Genomic DNA, 17,242 nt, shown 5'->3' with positions numbered 1-17,242 from the left:
GCAGCTATGCGACATCCTGGTCTGGCGGATTTGCGACATCGACGTCGGCGCGGAGCCCGGTGATCAGCCGGGAGAGGCCGTATTCGAACGAGGCGGCCGGATCTTCGGCGTGGTCGACAGCCGATTCGCCGTCGACGTGCTGCTGTTCGTCGATCGCGCAGCCGAGGGTGTACCGGCTGATGGCGAGGATCGCGTGTGTCGCGTCCTCCGCGGTGAAACCCGCTTCCAGCAACGGTTTGATCAGCGGCGTCATCGCCGACCGCCCGGTCGGGCGGGAGCCGGCGTGCAGGCGGGCGCCGTCCCGGTAGGACAGCAGTGTGCGGCGGATGGTGCGGGCGCGGCGGGTCAGCCACTCGGCCCAGTCGCCCACCGCCGCGGGATCGTCCAGCGGGGCGAGGTGGTCGTCCAGCATGGTTTCGGCCATCTGGTCGAGCAACGCCTGCTTGCTCTTGAAGTGCGTGTAGAGCGCGGGACCCCGCACACCGAGTTTCTCCCCGAGCTTGCGCAGGCTCAATCCGTCCAGCCCGACCTCGTCGAGGAGTTCGAGCGCGGCTCGAACGTAGCCATCGCGTCTCACGACCATGCGCACACCTTCGCCGGTCCGTATCGGACTTGACAAGCCGAAGGAATCTTATCACTGTTAAGATCTTAACGCCGATAAGAACGGCTGGTAGGATGATCGGGCATACCGATGACGAGCGCATCACCCCCGCTCTGTGGGGGATGGCTTCGATCTTGACCCTCGGCGGGTTCCTGTCGATGTTCACGTCAACCGTCGTCAACGTCGCGCTCGGCACGATCGCGGCGGAGTTCCGCGCATCGCTCGGCACCGTGCAGTGGATCGTCACCGGCTACCTGCTCGCGCTCGCCGCGATGGTGCCGGTAAGCGGATGGGCGAGCCGTCGCTTCGGGGCGGCCAGGCTCTGGCTGGTGTGCGTCGGCTTGTTCGCGGTGTGTTCCGCGCTCTGCGCGACGGCGACGTCGATCGAGGCGCTGATCGTTTTCCGTGTGTTGCAGGGCGCCGCGGGCGGACTGCTGGTCCCGGCCGGGCAGATCTTGTTCGCGGTGACGGCGGGGCCGAAGCGGCTCGGCCGGATGATGGCCGTGCTGAGCATCCCGATCTATCTCGCGCCGGTGCTCGGCACACTGGGCGGCAGCCTGCTCACCGAAGGACTCGGCGTGCCGTGGCTGTTCCTGGTGAACGTGCCGATCGCGGTGCTCAGCCTGCTGCTGGGCTGGAAATGGCTGCCGATGCAGACCCCGGCGGGCGCCGAGCCGCTGGACCGGCGCGGTCTTCTCCTCACCGTGACCGGTCTGCCGTCGCTCGTGTACGGCGTCGCGGAAGGCGCCCCGATCCCGGCGATCGCCGGCGTCGTCCTGCTCGCGATCTTCGCTGCCACCGCGTCGCGGTCGCGTGCCCCGCTGCTCGATCTGCGGCTGTTCCGCGACCGCGCGTTCTTCTCGGCCGCCGCCGTGATCTTCGGCATGGGGGTCGCGCTGTTCGGCGCGATGATCGTCCTGCCGCTGTACTACCTCGACGTCCGGCACGAGAGTCTCGTCGCCACCGGGCTCCTGACCGCACCGCTGGCGCTCGGCACGGTGGCGGCACTGCCGCTCGCGGGCAGGCTGACCGACCGGATCGGCGGCGCCAGGGTGATCTTCGCCGGGCTGATCGTCACGATCATCGGGACGGTGCCGCTCGCGCTGCTCACCGGATCCGACGACTACTGGTGGCTCTCGGCCGTGCAGGTCGTCCGAGGCTGCGGCATCGGGCTGACCACGACACCGGCGCTCGCCGCCGGGCTGATGCTGGTGCCCAAGGACCGGATCTCCCACGCGATGCCGATCTTCGCCATGCTGCAACGGATCGGCGGATCCTTCGGGACGTCGATCCTGACGGTGCTCGTCTCCACGGGCCTCGCCGCCACTCCGGGGGCCGCGGCGGCGATCGCGGACACGCACTGGTGGATCACCGGGATCACCGCGATCGTGCTGATCCCGTCGTGGATCCTGGTGCGCGCCGAAAAGTCCACAGTGGACTAGGGCGTGTCTCGCGAACTGGGGTTGGCAGGTTGGGCGAGGACACGCGTGCGTCTTTTCGGTTGGAGGCCTCGGGTTTGCGGAGGCGGGCCGCTGGTACGGCTGGGTGAGGGATCAGCTGGTGTCGCGGCCCGGCTGCGGAAATCCGAAAGCACGCTTCGAGAGACACAGCCTAGACGGGCGCGGTGGGTTTGTTCCCGCCCGGGCACCCCCGAGGGTTCCGAATGTCATGTGCGAGTCTCCGCCGTGGCATTCGGGACACCCCGGGGCGAACGCCGTAGGCTCGGCTGAATGAGCACGGCATCCACCACGGAGCATCCGATGGTCGAAACCCGGCACCAGACCCAGTTGCTCACGTTGCTGCGGGACGAGGGCCCGATGTCCCGCGTCGAACTGGGGGAGCGGCTGGAGCTGCCGCGTGCCCGGGTGGGTGCGGAGGTCGCACGGCTGGCCGAGGTCGGCCTCGTCGAAACCGCGGGTCCGTCGGCGAGCCGGGGCGGTAGGCGGTCGACCCTGGTGCGGCTGGCGGGGGACCTGCGCGTGCTCTCCGTCGACGTCGGCGCGACGTCGGTCGGGGTCGCCCTCACCGACGCTTCGTGCGAGGTGCTGGTGCACACCGTCGAGGACTGCGACGTCCGGCAGGGGCCGCACGCCGTCCTCAAACGCATCGCCGGGCTGGCGGAGAAGATCCGCGAAGACCTACCGGGGAAGCTGATCGCCGCGGGGATCGGTCTCCCGGGGCCGGTGAGCTTCGCCGAGGGCATGGCGGTCGCGCCACCGATAATGCCCGGCTGGGACCGGTTCTCCGTACGCGACCATCTCGGCGGACTGCTGGGCTGCCCGGTCACCGTCGACAACGACGTGAACTCCATGGCGCTCGGCGAACGGCACGCCGGGGTCGCCCGCTCCATCGACGACCTGGTGTTCGTCAAGATCGGCACCGGTATCGGCTGCGGGATCGTGCTGGGCGGCAAGGTGTACCGCGGCGTCGCGGGCACCGCGGGCGACATCGGGCACATCCGCCTCGACGACTACGGACCGACCTGCGCCTGCGGTGAGACCGGATGCCTCGAGGCGTACTTCGGCGGCGCCGCGCTGGCCCGCGACGGACTGACGCTGGCCCGCAGTGGCCGGTCGGCGTACCTCGCCGACGTCGTCGCCGACCGCGGCGCGATCACCGCCCAGGACGTCGGCCGCGCGGCGGCGTCGGGCGACTTCGGCGCGGTCAACCTGATCCGCGACGGCGGACGGCGGCTCGGCCAGGTGGTCGCCTCACTGGTGAGTTTCGTGAACCCGGGGATGGTCGTGATCGGCGGCGGCGTCGCGCAGCTCGGGCATCAGCTGCTCGCCGAGATCCGCAGCTCGGTCTACCGGCGGTCGCTGCCGCTCGCGACCGGGAACCTGCCGATCGTGCTGTCCGAACTGGGGGACACCGCCGGGGTCATCGGGGCCGCTTGGTCGGCCACGGACCGGGCCTTCACCCTCAGTAGCTGACGTTCTTCGGTGCTCGTGAGCGGTAAGGACGCCAGGATCGCGGTCCATGAGGGACTCCTTGCCTCCCCTCAGGGTCAGGGCGCGGCAAAGTCGAGGTTGCGGGCCGGGCTGCTATTGGTCGCTGTGTGAGGTCGCGGGGTCACACCGGTTGCGGTTCTTGATCAACAGGGGTTCAGGGACAGGTCCCCCGGCATACGCCCGAGTGGGGAAGATTTCGGACGTTGAACGTCTCAAATCCTCCCCGCTCGGCCCCTCGCCGGCACCGACGATGTCAAGTCCGGATTGCCGGCAGCAGCGCTGACCAGCAGCTCTGCGACTTTGCCGGGAACCCCTGACCCTGTGAAGGTAGAAAAGGAGGCCTTCACAGCCTCGGACACCTGTCTGCGGCCTCCGGGGTCCCACCAGTCACAAAGATGGCCAACCCGGTGAGCTAGAAGACGCCCTTCTCCGCTCTCCACGCGGCGAAGGGTGCGTTCATCTCACGCGGCAGGACCGGTCGGCGGCACGCGGAGCAACCGACGGATTTCGGTGAGTAACGTCAAGATCGTACAGACTTTAGCTTGTAAAGTGCAAAAGTCTGTACCAATCTGGACGGCTATTCGGGTGACGGCGGCCATTTCTGTCCTGTTGTCACCTTGACGAGTGACACGGACCACCCTACTTTCGCTGGCTAAGTAACAAAGTTTGTTACGGCCGATTCGTAAGTGAGGGCAGTGTGGCCGCGACTGATCCCGGACAGTTCGACCCGGTCAGCCCACGCACGGCGAACCTCGCCGCGCTCCTGCGGGCGCTGCGCGCGGGGTCGCTCTCGCGTACCCAGCTCGCGGCGCGGTGCGGGCTCACCAAAGCGGCCGTCTCCGGGTTGATCACCGAGCTGTCCGGACGCGGCCTCGTCCGCTCCGCCGGACTGCGGGCGGGCGGCAACGGCAGGCCCAGCCAGCTGGTCGAGCTGAACGGCGACAGCGCGTACGGGCTCGCGCTCAGCGTCGAGGCAGACCGTTTCGCCGCCGTCGTCGCGAACCTCGAAGGCCGCGTCATCGCCGAACGGGTCGAGACCGCCGACGTCGCCGGGCTCGGCCTCCACCGGAGCATGGACGAACTCGCCTTCCTCGCCGGGCAGGTGCTGCGTGACGAGCGGCCGGTCGGCGTCACGGTGTCCGTTCCCGGCCTGGTCGACACGGCCGCCGCGGTGTTGCGGTTCGCGCCGACCCTGCGCTGGCGCGACGCCGAGATCGCCGACCTCCTGGCGGCCCGGCTCGGTCTGCCGGTCGACGCCATCGCGGTCGACAACGAGGCCAACCTCGGCGCGGTCGGCGAAGCGGTCGCCGGGGTCGGTGCCGGGGTGAGCGAACTCTTCTACCTCAGCGGCGGGATGGGCGTCGGCGGCGGGCTCGTGTCCGGCGGCGCGATCCTGCGCGGTGCCAGGGGGTTCGCCGGCGAGGTCGGGCACATCACCGTCGACCCCTCCGGCGAACAGTGCCAGTGCGGCCGGGTCGGCTGCCTGGAGACCAAGGCCGGGCTCAACGCGGTGCTGCGTGGCGCCGCCTCGCCCGGTGACCCGCTGCACGATCCCGCGCCCGGCGTCGACGGCCGGGTCGGGCTGCTCAAGCACCGTGTACAGCGCGGTGACCAGCGCGCGGTCGCGGCCGTCTCGGAACTCGGGGTAGCGCTCGGCATCGCGGTGTCCACTGTGGTCGACGTGCTCGACCCGGACGTCGTGGTGCTCGGCGGCTACTTCGCCGAACTGGGCGAGTGGCTGGTCGAGCCGGTGCGCCGCGAACTGTCCGCGCGTCCGCTCGGGCACGAGCCCGCCTGCCGCGTCGAGCCGTCGCCGCTGGGCACCACCGCCCCGCTGCGCGGCGCCGCCCACCTCGCCACCGAACGGCTTTTCGCCGATCCGACGCTCGTTCCGCTTGCCACCACCGAGGCCGAGGAGGCGCCGGCATGACCTTGCTATCCGTCCGGGGGATCGTGAAGACCTTCCCCGGGGTGCGCGCGCTCGACGGCGTCGACTTCGACGTCGAGCCCGGCGAGGTGCACTGTCTCCTCGGCCAGAACGGCGCGGGCAAGTCCACGCTGATCAAAACCCTCGCCGGGGCACACCGTCCCGACGAAGGCGAGATCACCTGGCAGGGCGAACCGGTCACGCTGCCCTCGCCGGTCGCCGCGCTGAAGATCGGCATCGCCACGATGTACCAGGAACTCGACCTGGTACCCGGGCTTTCCGTCGCCGACAACATCTTCCTCGGTCGTGAGCGCGCCACCTTCGGTTTCACGCGGATCAGCGAATCCCGGCAGAAGGCCGCCGAGCTGATGGCCAGGCTCGGACATCCGGAGATCGCGCCGTCGACCGAGGTCGGCAAGCTTTCCGCCGCCGGACAGCAGCTGGTCTCGATGGCGCGGGCGCTCGCGTACGACGCGAAGCTGCTGGTGATGGACGAGCCCACCGCGGCACTCGCCGGGGAAGAGGTCGACAACCTCTTCCGCATCGTCGGTGAACTGACCGCCGAGGGTGTCGCGATCGTCTACATCTCCCACCGGCTCGAAGAACTGCGCCGGATCGGGCACCGCGTCACCGTGCTCAAGGACGGCAGGACCGTTGCCACCGGTCTCGGCGCCAAGGAGACACCGACCTCGGACCTCGTCGCGCTGATGGCGGGCCGCAAGGTCGAGACCGTCTTCGGCCCGCGTCACCAGGAGCACGTGGACCCGGACACCGAGGTCCTCAAGGTGGAGAACCTGACCACCGCCGGCGAGTTCGAGAACGTGAACTTCACCGTGCACGCGGGCGAAGTCGTCGGGATCGCGGGCCTCGTCGGCTCGGGGCGCAGCGAGCTGCTGGAAACGATCTTCGGGGCACGCAAGCAGGACACCGGATCGGTCTCGGTCAACGGGAAGACCATCCGGCCGGGAAGCGTGTCCGCGGCGGTCAAGGCCGGGATCGGCCTGGCGCCGGAGGAACGCAAGAGCCAGGGCCTGCTGCTGGACCTGTCCGTCGCGCACAACGTGACTTTGGCGAGCCTGGGCAAGTACGCGACGTTCGGCTTCTCCGACCGGTCGCGCGAACTCGAAGACGCCGGGGAAAGCCTGCGGCGTCTCGATCTCCGGCCCGCCGACCCGCAGCGGATCATCCGCACGCTCTCCGGTGGCAACCAGCAGAAGGCGGTGCTCGCGCGCTGGCTGGTCCGCGGCTGCCGGGTGCTGCTGCTGGACGAGCCGACGCGCGGGGTCGACGTCGGCGCGCGGGCCGAGCTGTACCGGCTGATCGCCGAACTGGCCGCGACCGGGGTCGCGATCGTGCTGGTCTCCAGCGAGATCCCCGAAGTACTCGGACTGTCCGACCGGGTGCTGGTGCTGCGTGAAGGACGTGTCCTGGCTGAAAAGCCGTCTGCGGAGCTGACAGAGGCGGATGTGCTCGACGTGATTCTCGAGGGGAGTGCGGCGTGACTGACCAAGCCGAGTCGGTGCGTACGGGAACCGTCGTGGAACCCGTACCACCGAAGAAACAGGGATTCAAGTTCACCGTCGACCCCCGGTTGCTCGGGCTGGCCGGTGTGCTGGTGATCCTGTGCGTCGTCGGGAGCGTGACCCGGCCCGACCAGTTCTTCACCGACGGCAACCTCTCGACGATCCTGCGGCTCGCCGCGGCCATCGGCGTGGTCAGCGTCGGGATGACGTTCGTGATCATCGCCGGCGGCATCGACCTCTCGGTCGGGTCGATCGTGGCGCTCTCCAGCGTTTGGCTGACCACCTTGGCCACCCAGTCGTACGGCCCGTTCGTGATGATCCTTTGTGGACTCCTGGTCGGCCTCGGCTGCGGTCTGGTGAACGGGATCCTGGTCTCCTACGGGAAGATCGTGCCGTTCATCGCGACCTTGGCGATGTACGTCTCGGCCCGCGGGCTCGCGGAGCGCATCAGCGGCCGCCGCACGCAGGTGGTGTCGGAGACCGGGTTCCTCGAATTCTTCCGCGGTGACCTGCTCGGTATCCCGGTGCTGATCTGGATGTTCGCGCTGGTGTTCGCGGTCGGCTGGGTGGTGCTGAACCGCACCACGTTCGGCCGCCGCACCTACGCCGTCGGCGGCAACGCCGAAGCCTCGCGCCTGGCGGGCATCAACGTCAAGCGGCACACCGCTCTCGTCTACGGCGTCGCCGGACTGTGCTGCGGTATCGCCGCGCTGATGGTCGTCGCCCGCACCACCGCGGGCGCCTCGACCAACGGCATGCTCTACGAGCTCGACGCCATCGCGGCGGTCGTCATCGGCGGCACGCTGCTCACCGGTGGCCGCGGCTCACTTATCGGCACCCTGATCGGCGTGCTGATCTTCACCGTGCTGTCCAACATCTTCACGCTCAACAACCTGGACACCGACATCCAGAACATCGCCAAGGGCGTGATCATCGTGCTGGCCGCGCTACTGCAGTTCCGCTCCGTGAAGAAAACCAAGACGAGTACTTGATCACCGTGGATGGAGAGTCGTCATGACCGAACAATCCCTGCATCGCCGCCGCTTCCTGCTGGGAGGCGCGGCCGTCGGAGCGGGTGCGCTGCTGACCGCGTGCACCTCGAACGAGGCACCGGCGCAGAACAACGCCGCCAACGTCGCGAACGCGGGCGGCAACGCGCAGCCCGGAACTCCCGTCACCATCGGGTTCTCGGCGCCCGCCGCGGACCACGGCTGGATGGCGGCCATCACCAAGAACGCCCGCGCGCAGGCACAGAAGTTCAGTGAGGTCACGCTCAACGCGACCGAGGGCACCAACGACGTCAACCAGCAGATCTCCCAGGTGGAGACGCTGATCAACGCCAAGGTCAACGTGCTGGTGATCCTGCCGTTCGACGGCAAGGCGCTCACCGCCGTCGGCCAGCAGGCGATGGACGCCGGCATCCAGGTGATCAACCTCGACCGCGTCTTCGACACCCCGCTCGCGTACCGCATGTGGATCGGCGGCGACAACTACCGGATGGGCGTCAACGCCGGGAACTACATCGCCCAGCAGATGAAGGCGAAGAACATCGCCGGCCCCGTGATCGGCGAGGTCGCGGGTATCGATTCGCTGCCGCTGACCCAGGAACGCAGCAAGGGCTTCAAGGACGCCTTGGCGCGTCAGGGTTTCGCGGTCGGCCCACGCGTTTCGGCGCAGTTCACGCCGGAGTCGGGTGAGCAGCAGACGTCGAACCTGCTGCAGTCCGCGCCCAAATTGGACGCGCTCTGGAACCACGACGACGACCAGGGTGTCGGTGTCATCGCCGCGATCAACAACGCCAACCGCAAGAACTTCCTGATGGTCGGCGGCGCCGGGTCGAAGAACGCGATGAACCTGATCAAGTCCGACGCCGAGCCGTTGAAGGCGACGGTGCTCTACAGCCCGTCGATGGCGTCTTCGGCGATCTCGCTCGCGCGGCTTCTCGGCCAGAGCAAGGGTGCCGCCGACTTCGCCGAGCACGAGATCCCCGCCGAGATCACCACGTACTCCGCGGTGGTCACCAAGGAGAACGTCGACAAGTACATGGACGTCGGCTTCGACTCGTAAACCCGCGTTCCCGACACGCAGCAGCACGATCTAGGAGGGGCATGAGCACGGCAAAGGAAACGATCGGGATCGGCATGGTGGGCCACGCGTTCATGGGTGCGGTGCATTCGCACGCGTGGCGCAGTGTGCACCGCTTCTTCGCGCCACCGCTGATCCCGAGACTCGCCGTGCTCGGCGGCCGTGACGAGGTGCGGGCGAAGGCCGCGGCGGAACGGTTCGGCTGGGAAGACGTCGAGACGGATTGGCGCGCGCTGATCGCCCGCGACGACGTCGACCTGGTCGACATCTGCACGCCGGGCGACAGCCACGCCGAGATCGCGATCGCCGCGCTCGAAGCCGGGAAGCACGTGCTGTGCGAGAAACCGCTGGCCAACACCCTCGGCGAAGCCGAAGCGATGGCCGAGGCGGCGGCGAAGGCACGCGCGAACGGCGTCCGGTCGATGGTGGCCTTCAACTACCGCCGGGTGCCCGCGCTCGCGCACGCCAGGAAGCTGGTCGCGAGCGGGGCGCTCGGCGAGATCCGCCACGTGCGGTCGGTGTATTTGCAGGACTGGCTGTCCGACCCGCGGTCGCCGATGACCTGGCGGCTGCACAAGGACAAGGCGGGCTCGGGTGCGCTGGGGGACCTCGGCGCGCACATCGTCGACGCCGCCCAGTTCGTCACCGGCGAGACGATCACCGGGGTTTCCGCGCTCACCGACACCTTCGTCAAGGAGCGGCCGGACGGCGACGGCGGGACAGGGCAGGTCACGGTCGACGACACCGCCCTGTTCCTCGGCCGGTTCACCGGCGGGGCGGTGGCGAGTTTCGAGGCGACCCGGTTCGCGCTGGGCCGCAAGAACGCGATGCGGCTGGAGATCAACGGGTCGAAGGCGAGCTTCGCGTTCGACTTCGAATCAATGAACGAACTGTCCTGGTTCGACGGTGGGCAACCCGCCACCGAGGCCGGGTTCCGCCGGATCCTGGTCACCGAACCCGAGCATCCGTACGTCGGGGCGTGGTGGCCGCCGGGGCACCTCCTCGGCTACGAGCACACCTTCACCAACGAGGTCGCCGACCTGCTCACCGCGATCGGCGGCGGCACGGATCCCGAGCCGTCCTTCGAGGACGGATTGAGGGTTCAGCAGGTTCTCGACGCGGTCGAGCGCAGCGCGGCCGAAGAGGCGCGATGGACCGCTGTGCCCGGTGTCACTGCGAAGGGGAGTAACTGAGGGCATGGGGAAAAACCGAGGAGGCGGGGTGGTAACAGCAGCGTAGATCCAGCCGAAAGTCGCATGACGGCTATCACTGCGACTTGGTTTGATCCGGAAACGTCCGACCATCCGATGGTGAACACAATTGACGTTTTCGGGTTTGGGAAAGGTGGAGAAATGCCTGCTCACGAGCGTACGGGCATCTGGTTGATCGGTGCGAGGGGGTCTGTCGCCACCACCGCCGCGGTAGGGCTGCTCGCCCTCCGCGCGGGGGTGACGGGCGGTGGCGGTTGCGTCACCGAACTGCCGGCTTTCGCTCGCGTTCCGTTGCCGGACTGGGATGATCTGGTCCTCGGCGGGCACGACATCGTGCACACCCCGCTGGAGAAGCGGGCCGAGCAGCTGGCGCACGCCGGCGTGTTCGGACATTCGGTGTTCTCGGCGGTCCGGTCCGGGCTGGCCGAAGTGGACGCCGAGATCCGCGACGGCTACCACCCGGCGACGCATACGGGTGCCCAGTCCGACGCGGCCGCCCGGCTCACCGCGGACATCCGAGCTTTCGCCGGTCGGCACGACCTCGCGCGGGTCGTGGTGGTCAACGTGTCCTCCACCGAGGCCCCGTGCCCCCACCTGCCCGAACACGAGGACCTCGACGTCCTCGAAAACGCACTCGCGGATCCGGCGCGGGCGGTCCTGCCCTCCAGTTCGCTTTCGGCCTACGCGGCACTGAAGGCGGGTTCTCCGTACGTCGAGTTCACGCCGTCCGCCGGGATCACCCTGCCCGCGCTGCGGCAGCTCGCCGAGCGGGAAGGCCTGCCGTACGCGGGTTCCGACGGCAAGACCGGCGAGACCCTGCTGCGCACCGTCCTCGCGCCGATGTTCAGCGCGCGGGCGCTGAAGGTCCGTTCCTGGGCGGGCACCAACCTCCTCGGCGGCGGTGACGGCGAGACGCTGGCCGACCCGGTGACCGCGAACAGCAAGCTGGAATCGAAGGCACGCGGACTCGCGGCACTGCTCGGCGAGGACGTCGTCGCACCGCTGCACATCGACAACGTGCCCGACCTCGGTGAGGTCAAGACCGCGTGGGACCACGTGTCGTTCGAGGGATTCCTCGGCGCGCGCATGAGTCTGCAGTTCACCTGGACCGGGTATGACTCCGCGCTCGCGGCACCGCTGATCCTCGACCTCGCCCGCCTGGTCACCACCGCGCACGCCGCCGGACACAGCGGCGCGCTGACCGAACTCGGCTTCTTCTTCAAGGATCCACTGGGCAGCGACGAGCACCGCTTCGCCGAGCAGTCCACCCGCCTGATCGCCTGGGCGGCCGCCCTGTGAAGGCTCCCGCTTTGAAATCGTACGTGGAACTCGTGCGAGCGCCCGCCGCGCTGACGGTGCTCGGCGACACGGTCGCCGGGTCCGCCGCGGCGGGACTCAAGATGACCGGGCGACGACTGCTGCTGCCGCTGTCCTCGGTCGCCTTCTACTGGGCCGGAATGGCCCTCAACGACTGGGCGGACCGGAAGCTCGACGCCGTGGAGCGTCCCGAGCGGCCGATCCCGTCCGGGCGGGTGAGCGCGGGCGCGGCGCTCACCACCGGGGCCGCGCTGACCGCGGCCGGGCTCGGCCTGGCCGCGCTCGGCGGTGGCCGTACGGCGATGAAGGTCGCGGTCCCGCTCGCGGCCGCGGTCTGGGCCTACGACACCGTCCTCAAACCGACCCCGGCCGGACCGGTGGCGATGGCGGCCTGCCGCACGCTCGACGTCCTGCTGGGTGCGGGTGGCGAAACTCGTCGTGCTCTTACCTCCGCGGCGGCGGTGGGCGTTCACACGCTCGGCGTCACGGCGTTGTCCACCGGGGAAGTACACGGTGCGAGCCCGGGAACGGCTCGTGCCGCGCTCGCCACGACCTGTGCGGCGACAACGTTGGCATTGACCGGTCCGGCCCGCGGTGGCAGGCACCGGATGGCGTCGATGGCCGCCGGCTCGGGATACGCGGGGATGGTCGGCCGGGCGCAGGCGGACGCCGTCCGCGACCCGTCGGCGAAGGCCGTGCGCACGGCGACCAAGACCGGCATCCACGGCATGGTCCCGCTGCAGGCGGCGGTCACGGCCAAGGGCTCCCTACTGGGGGCGGCGCTGGTCGCGGCCGCGTTGCCGATCGCCCGCAAGCTGTCGCGGAAGGTGAGCCCCACATGAGCTTCCAGCTGGGATACGGCACCAACGGGTTCTCCAACCACCGCCTCGACGACGCGCTCGCCGTGCTCGCCGACCTCGGCTACACCGGGGTGGCGCTGACGCTGGACCACGACCACCTCGACCCGTTCGCCGACGATCTGGCGCGACAGGTCGACCACGTGGCCTCCCGGCTTTCGGCGCTCGGCCTGAATCGGGTCGTGATCGAAACGGGTGCGCGCTATCTGCTCGACCCGTGGCGCAAGCACTCGCCGACGCTGCTCTCCGACGATCCCGCGCTTCGGATCGACTTCCTGGCTCGGGCCTTGCAGATCGCGAAGGACCTCGGTGCCGATTGCGTCTCCTTCTGGTCAGGCGTGTCCACTATGGACAATGACGTCGCGTGGTCCCGGTTGCGCGAGGGCGTCGCGGTGGTACTGGAGCACGCCGCGCGGCTGAACGTCCGGCTCGCGATGGAACCCGAGCCCGGGCACCTCGTGCAGCAGCTGAGCCAGGTCCTTGACCTGCGCAAAGAACTCGGCGAACCGGAACTGTTCGGCGTCACGCTCGACGTCGGGCACTGCGTCGCCGTCGAGCCGGTGGACGCGGCCGAATGCGTCCGCCTCGCCGGTCCGCTGCTGTGGAACGTGCAGCTGGACGACATGCTGCCAGGAGTCCACGAACATCTGGAGTTCGGCGACGGGCAGCTGGATCTGCCCGCGACTTTGGGGGCACTGGCCGAGATCGGCTACACCGGGTTGGCCGCGGTCGAGCTGCCCCGGCACAGTCACGCCGCCCCGGACACCGCACGGCGTGCCTTCACGGCATTGACCGCGGCGATGCCGGAGTCGTGGCTGGAAAGGGCGGAAGGCAGGATCCGGGAGAAGCCGTCGGTCGTCGGCTCGCTCTTCCCGGCCGCCGGTCGTGAGGTCGGCCGGGCCGCGCTGCGACCCGGTACCGATCCGCAGGGGCTGGTCCACGGCACCATCGACGACCGGGCACGCGTCCGGCTCGTCATGGTGCTGGCCGACGTCCTCGACGCCTCGGCACTGGCCGCCGAACTGCGGGACCTCTACCGCTACGGCGACGACGCCGAGCGGCGCGGAGTGCTGCGGGGGCTCAACGCGCTGGAGTCCCCGGCCGCCGAGGTCATCGACGCCGGTGTCCAGCTGGTCCAAGACGCGCTGCGCGCCAACGACATCCGCCTGGTCGGCGCCGCCATGGGTGCCTTCGCCCGGCACCTCGACGGGCACACCTGGCGGCACGGTGTCCTCAAATGCGTCTTCGTCGGCGTGCCACTGGCCGCCGTCGCGGACCTCACTTCCCGCGCGGACGACGAACTCAGACGCATGCTCGCCGATTTCGCCGACGAACGCAGGGCGGCCGGACGTGACGTTCCCGCCGACGCCCTCGAACTCCTCAAGGAGAACTAGCACAATGCGCATCTTCGATCCCCACATCCACATGTCCTCCCGGACCACCGACGACTACGAAGCCATGTACGCCTCCGGCGTCCGCGCACTGGTCGAACCCGCGTTCTGGTTGGGGCAGCCGCGCACCAGTGTCGGCTCGTACACCGACTACTTCGACGCGCTCATCGGCTGGGAACGGTTCCGCGCCGCCCGGTTCGGCATCCGGCACCACTGCACGATCGCGCTGAACCCCAAGGAAGCCAACGATCCCCGCTGCCGCGAGGTGCTCGACGTGCTCCCGAGGTACCTGGCCAAGGACGGCGTCGTCGCGGTCGGCGAGGTCGGCTACGACTCGATGACCAAGGAAGAGGACGAGGTCTTCGCGCGGCAACTGGCGCTGGCCCTCGAACACGACCTCCCGGTGCTGGTGCACACCCCGCACCGCGACAAGCTGGAAGGCACCAAGCGCACACTCGACGTCGTCCGTGAGGCAGGCGTCGCGCCGGAGCGCGTGGTCGTCGACCACCTCAACGAGGTCACCGTCGAACTGGTCAAGGATTCCGGTGCCTGGATGGGTTTCTCGATCTACCCGGACACCAAAATGGACGAACACCGGATGGTCGAGATCCTGCGCCGGTACGGGCTGGACAAGATGATCGTCAACTCGGCCGCGGACTGGGGCCGCTCCGACCCGCTGAAGACCGCCAAAACCGGTCAGGCGATGCTCGACGGCGGGTTCACCGAGGCCGACGTCGACAAGGTGCTGTGGCAGAACCCGGTCGACTTCTACGGCCAGAGCGGCCGCCTCACGCTCGACCCGCTGCCCGGGTTCACCGGTGAGGCAGTGACCTTCGAGGGCAACTCGGTCCTGCGAGGTGCCCGCAAATGATCTCCTACTGTACGAACGTCCACGCGGGCGAGGACGTCGAGGGCATCGTCGCGCAGCTGGAGCGGTACGCGCTCCCGGTGCGTGAGCGGCTGGGCGCCGACCGGCTCGGCGTCGGACTGTGGCTCTCCGCGCCGGTCGCGCGCGGACTCGCCGACAACGCTCAGGCGCGCAAGGACTTCCGCGCCGAACTCGACGCGCGCGGGCTCAGCGTCTACACGCTCAACGCGTTCCCGTATGGCGGTTTCCACGACGAGGTCGTCAAGCACGCGGTCTACCGTCCTGAGTGGACTGATCCGGATCGGGTCGCGTACACGATCGACTGCGTGAACGTGCTGTCCGACCTGCTCGCCGAGGACGCGACGTACGGCAGCATCTCCACGTTGCCGCTCGCGTGGCGCGAGCCGTGGACCGAGCACGACGACCGCCGCGCGGCCGAGGCTTTCGGCCAGGTCGTCCGGGCGATCGGTGACCGGCCGATCAAGTTGGCCGTCGAACCCGAACCCGGCTGTGTCCTCGACACCGTCGCCGACGCGCTCGACTGGCTTTCCGGCCGCGTCGACCCGGAGTACGTTGGGCTGTGCCTGGACACCTGTCACCTCGCGGTGTCCTTCGCCGACCCGGCGGAGACCATCAAGGCGATCGTGGAGTCCGATGTGGACATCGTCAAGGTGCAGGCCTCCGCGGCGTTACACGTCGAAAAGCCTGCCGAGGCACGTGAAGTTCTGGCCGCCTTCGCCGAACCGCGCTACCTGCACCAGGTGCGGGAACTCGGCGCCGACGGCGTCGTGCACAAGGCCGACGACCTGCCAGAGGCATGGACGGAACTGCCGGGGGAAGGCCCGTGGCGGGTGCACTTCCACCTGCCGCTGCACCAGGCCCCGGCCGCGCCGCTGGCCACCACGACGGACGTCCTGCGCACCGTCGCCGCCGGGCTGCCCGGCGAACCGCACATCGAGGTCGAGACCTACACCTGGAGCGTGCTCCCGGACGCGGGTGACCTCGTCGGCGGGATCGCCGCGGAACTCGAGTGGGCCGAGGCGAACCTCACCAGGGAAGGGGTTTCCGCATGAAGCCACTGGTCGTCATCGACGTCGTCGGGCTGACCCCGAAGGCGTTGCGGGACATGCCGAACCTGTCCGCCGTCGCCCGCGACGGCTGGCAGGCCGAACTGGGCACGGTGCTGCCCGCCGTCACCTGCAGCGCGCAATCGACGTTCCTCACCGGGCTCATGCCCGCGCAGCACGGGATCGTCGGCAACGGCTGGTACTTCCGCGAACTCGGCGAGATCTTCCTGTGGCGCCAGCACAACCGGCTCGTCGGCGGCGAGAAGCTGTGGGAGACCGCGCGGGCGGCGCACCCCGGCTACACGTCGGCGAACGTGTGCTGGTGGTACGCGATGGGGATGAGCACCGATGTCACGGTGACCCCGCGGCCGATCTACCACGCCGACGGCCGCAAGTCCCCCGACGCGTACGTGCGCCCGCCGGAACTGCACGATCAGCTGACCGGCGCGCTGGGGGAGTTCCCGCTCTTCCAGTACTGGGGCCCGACGGCTTCGATCAAGTCCAGCAAGTGGGTCATCGGCGCGTCCCGGCAGATCCTGCGCGAGAAACGCCCGGATCTGCTGCTGACCTACGTCCCGCACCTGGACTACGACCTGCAGCGCTTCGGCCCCGACGCGCCGCGGGCCAGGAGCGCCGCGCGGGAACTGGACAACGCGCTCGCGCCACTGCTCGACGACGCCCGCGACGCCGGGGCGACCGTGGTCGCGCTCAGCGAGTACGGGATCACGAACGTCAGCAGGCCGGTCGACATCAACCGGGCACTGCGTCGCGAGGGCTTGCTGGAGGTCTACACCCAGGCGGGCATGGAGTACCTCGACCCGTGGGCGTCACGCGCGTTCGCCGTCGCCGACCACCAGGTCGCGCACGTCTACGTCCGCGACTCCTCCGAGGTGGAGCGAGTGCGTTCGATCGTCGGCGAACTGACCGGCGTCGACGAGGTCCTCGACCGCGAGGCGCAGGCCAAGTACGGGATCGACCACGAACGCGCCGGTGAACTCGTCGCGGTCGCGGAGCCGGACTCGTGGTTCACCTATTACTACTGGCTCGACGACGAGCGGAAGCCCGACTTCGCACGCGGCGTCGAGATCCACCGCAAACCGGGTTACGACCCCGCCGAGCTGTTCTTCGACCCGGAGGACAAGTTCGCCAAGGCGCGGGCCGGGCTCAACCTGGCGAAGAAGTTCGCCGGGCTGCGGTACGCGATGGACGTCGTCCCGACCGACCCGCGCTGGGTGCGCGGTTCACACGGGCGGCTGCCGGATTCCACCGAGGACGGTCCGGTGCTGCTCTGCTCCGACCCGGCCTTCCAACCGTCCGGCCGCATCGTCGCGACGGACGTCCACCCGCTGCTTCTTTCCCTGCAAGGCCTGAAATGACGGGAGGGTCAGAGGCCGGCTAGCCGGGACGTGTCGCGAAAGCCACTTTCGCGACGTCTGGTGTCCCG

General features: G+C 69.2%; 14 protein-coding genes. 13 read left to right on the top strand and 1 reads right to left on the bottom strand.

Annotated features, from left to right (window positions below; genetic code table 11):
* Nucleotides 1–4: 4 nt before the first annotated feature.
* Nucleotides 5–583 (bottom strand): TetR/AcrR family transcriptional regulator C-terminal domain-containing protein, encoded by a 579-nt coding sequence (locus ACM6LU_RS24175; RefSeq protein ID WP_414940035.1) that lies wholly within the window; start codon nt 581–583, stop codon nt 5–7.
* A 140-nt stretch (nt 584–723) separates the two neighbouring features.
* Between ACM6LU_RS24175 and ACM6LU_RS24170 the strand changes: the two genes are divergently transcribed.
* From ACM6LU_RS24170 to ACM6LU_RS24110, 13 genes are all read left to right on the top strand, one after another.
* Nucleotides 724–2,043, top strand: coding sequence for a DHA2 family efflux MFS transporter permease subunit (locus tag ACM6LU_RS24170; RefSeq protein ID WP_414940034.1), 1,320 nt, complete (start codon nt 724–726; stop codon nt 2,041–2,043).
* Nucleotides 2,044–2,331: 288 nt separating this feature from the next.
* The gene (locus ACM6LU_RS24165) at nt 2,332–3,534 is read left to right on the top strand and encodes an ROK family protein (RefSeq protein WP_414940033.1); all 1,203 of its coding nucleotides are present in this window, start codon (nt 2,332–2,334) and stop codon (nt 3,532–3,534) included.
* A 715-nt stretch (nt 3,535–4,249) separates the two neighbouring features.
* The gene (locus ACM6LU_RS24160) at nt 4,250–5,482 is read left to right on the top strand and encodes an ROK family protein (protein WP_414940032.1); all 1,233 of its coding nucleotides are present in this window, start codon (nt 4,250–4,252) and stop codon (nt 5,480–5,482) included.
* Nucleotides 5,479–6,981 (top strand): sugar ABC transporter ATP-binding protein, encoded by a 1,503-nt coding sequence (locus ACM6LU_RS24155; protein ID WP_414940031.1) that lies wholly within the window; start codon nt 5,479–5,481, stop codon nt 6,979–6,981. The genes ACM6LU_RS24160 and ACM6LU_RS24155 overlap by 4 nt, the downstream gene beginning before the upstream one ends.
* Nucleotides 6,982–7,016: 35 nt before the next feature.
* Nucleotides 7,017–7,994, top strand: coding sequence for an ABC transporter permease (locus tag ACM6LU_RS24150; RefSeq protein WP_414940198.1), 978 nt, complete (start codon nt 7,017–7,019; stop codon nt 7,992–7,994).
* A 22-nt stretch (nt 7,995–8,016) separates the two neighbouring features.
* On the top strand, nt 8,017–9,069 hold the full coding sequence (locus ACM6LU_RS24145; RefSeq protein WP_414940030.1) for a substrate-binding domain-containing protein: 1,053 nt from the start codon (nt 8,017–8,019) through the stop codon (nt 9,067–9,069).
* Nucleotides 9,070–9,110: 41 nt separating this feature from the next.
* Complete coding sequence (locus ACM6LU_RS24140) at nt 9,111–10,280, top strand: Gfo/Idh/MocA family protein (RefSeq protein WP_414940029.1); 1,170 nt, start codon at nt 9,111–9,113, stop codon at nt 10,278–10,280.
* Between the two features lie 159 nt (nt 10,281–10,439).
* Nucleotides 10,440–11,597, top strand: coding sequence for an inositol-3-phosphate synthase (locus ACM6LU_RS24135; RefSeq protein WP_414940028.1), 1,158 nt, complete (start codon nt 10,440–10,442; stop codon nt 11,595–11,597).
* A gap of 11 nt (nt 11,598–11,608) precedes the next feature.
* Complete coding sequence (locus ACM6LU_RS24130; RefSeq protein WP_414940026.1) at nt 11,609–12,457, top strand: SCO3242 family prenyltransferase; 849 nt, start codon at nt 11,609–11,611, stop codon at nt 12,455–12,457.
* The gene (locus ACM6LU_RS24125) at nt 12,454–13,866 is read left to right on the top strand and encodes an EboA domain-containing protein (RefSeq protein ID WP_414940025.1); all 1,413 of its coding nucleotides are present in this window, start codon (nt 12,454–12,456) and stop codon (nt 13,864–13,866) included. The genes ACM6LU_RS24130 and ACM6LU_RS24125 overlap by 4 nt, the downstream gene beginning before the upstream one ends.
* A gap of 4 nt (nt 13,867–13,870) precedes the next feature.
* On the top strand, nt 13,871–14,734 hold the full coding sequence (locus tag ACM6LU_RS24120) for a TatD family hydrolase (protein ID WP_414940024.1): 864 nt from the start codon (nt 13,871–13,873) through the stop codon (nt 14,732–14,734).
* The gene (gene eboE, locus ACM6LU_RS24115) at nt 14,731–15,804 is read left to right on the top strand and encodes a metabolite traffic protein EboE (protein ID WP_414940023.1); all 1,074 of its coding nucleotides are present in this window, start codon (nt 14,731–14,733) and stop codon (nt 15,802–15,804) included. The genes ACM6LU_RS24120 and eboE overlap by 4 nt, the downstream gene beginning before the upstream one ends.
* Complete coding sequence (locus ACM6LU_RS24110) at nt 15,801–17,174, top strand: alkaline phosphatase family protein (protein WP_414940022.1); 1,374 nt, start codon at nt 15,801–15,803, stop codon at nt 17,172–17,174. The genes eboE and ACM6LU_RS24110 overlap by 4 nt, the downstream gene beginning before the upstream one ends.
* The last annotated feature ends 68 nt before the right edge of the window (nt 17,175–17,242 follow it).

This window comes from Amycolatopsis sp. cmx-11-51 (assembly GCF_047608665.1).
Classification (GTDB): Bacteria; Actinomycetota; Actinomycetes; order Mycobacteriales; family Pseudonocardiaceae; genus Amycolatopsis.
This window is presented reverse-complemented; position numbering and strand designations above follow the sequence as displayed.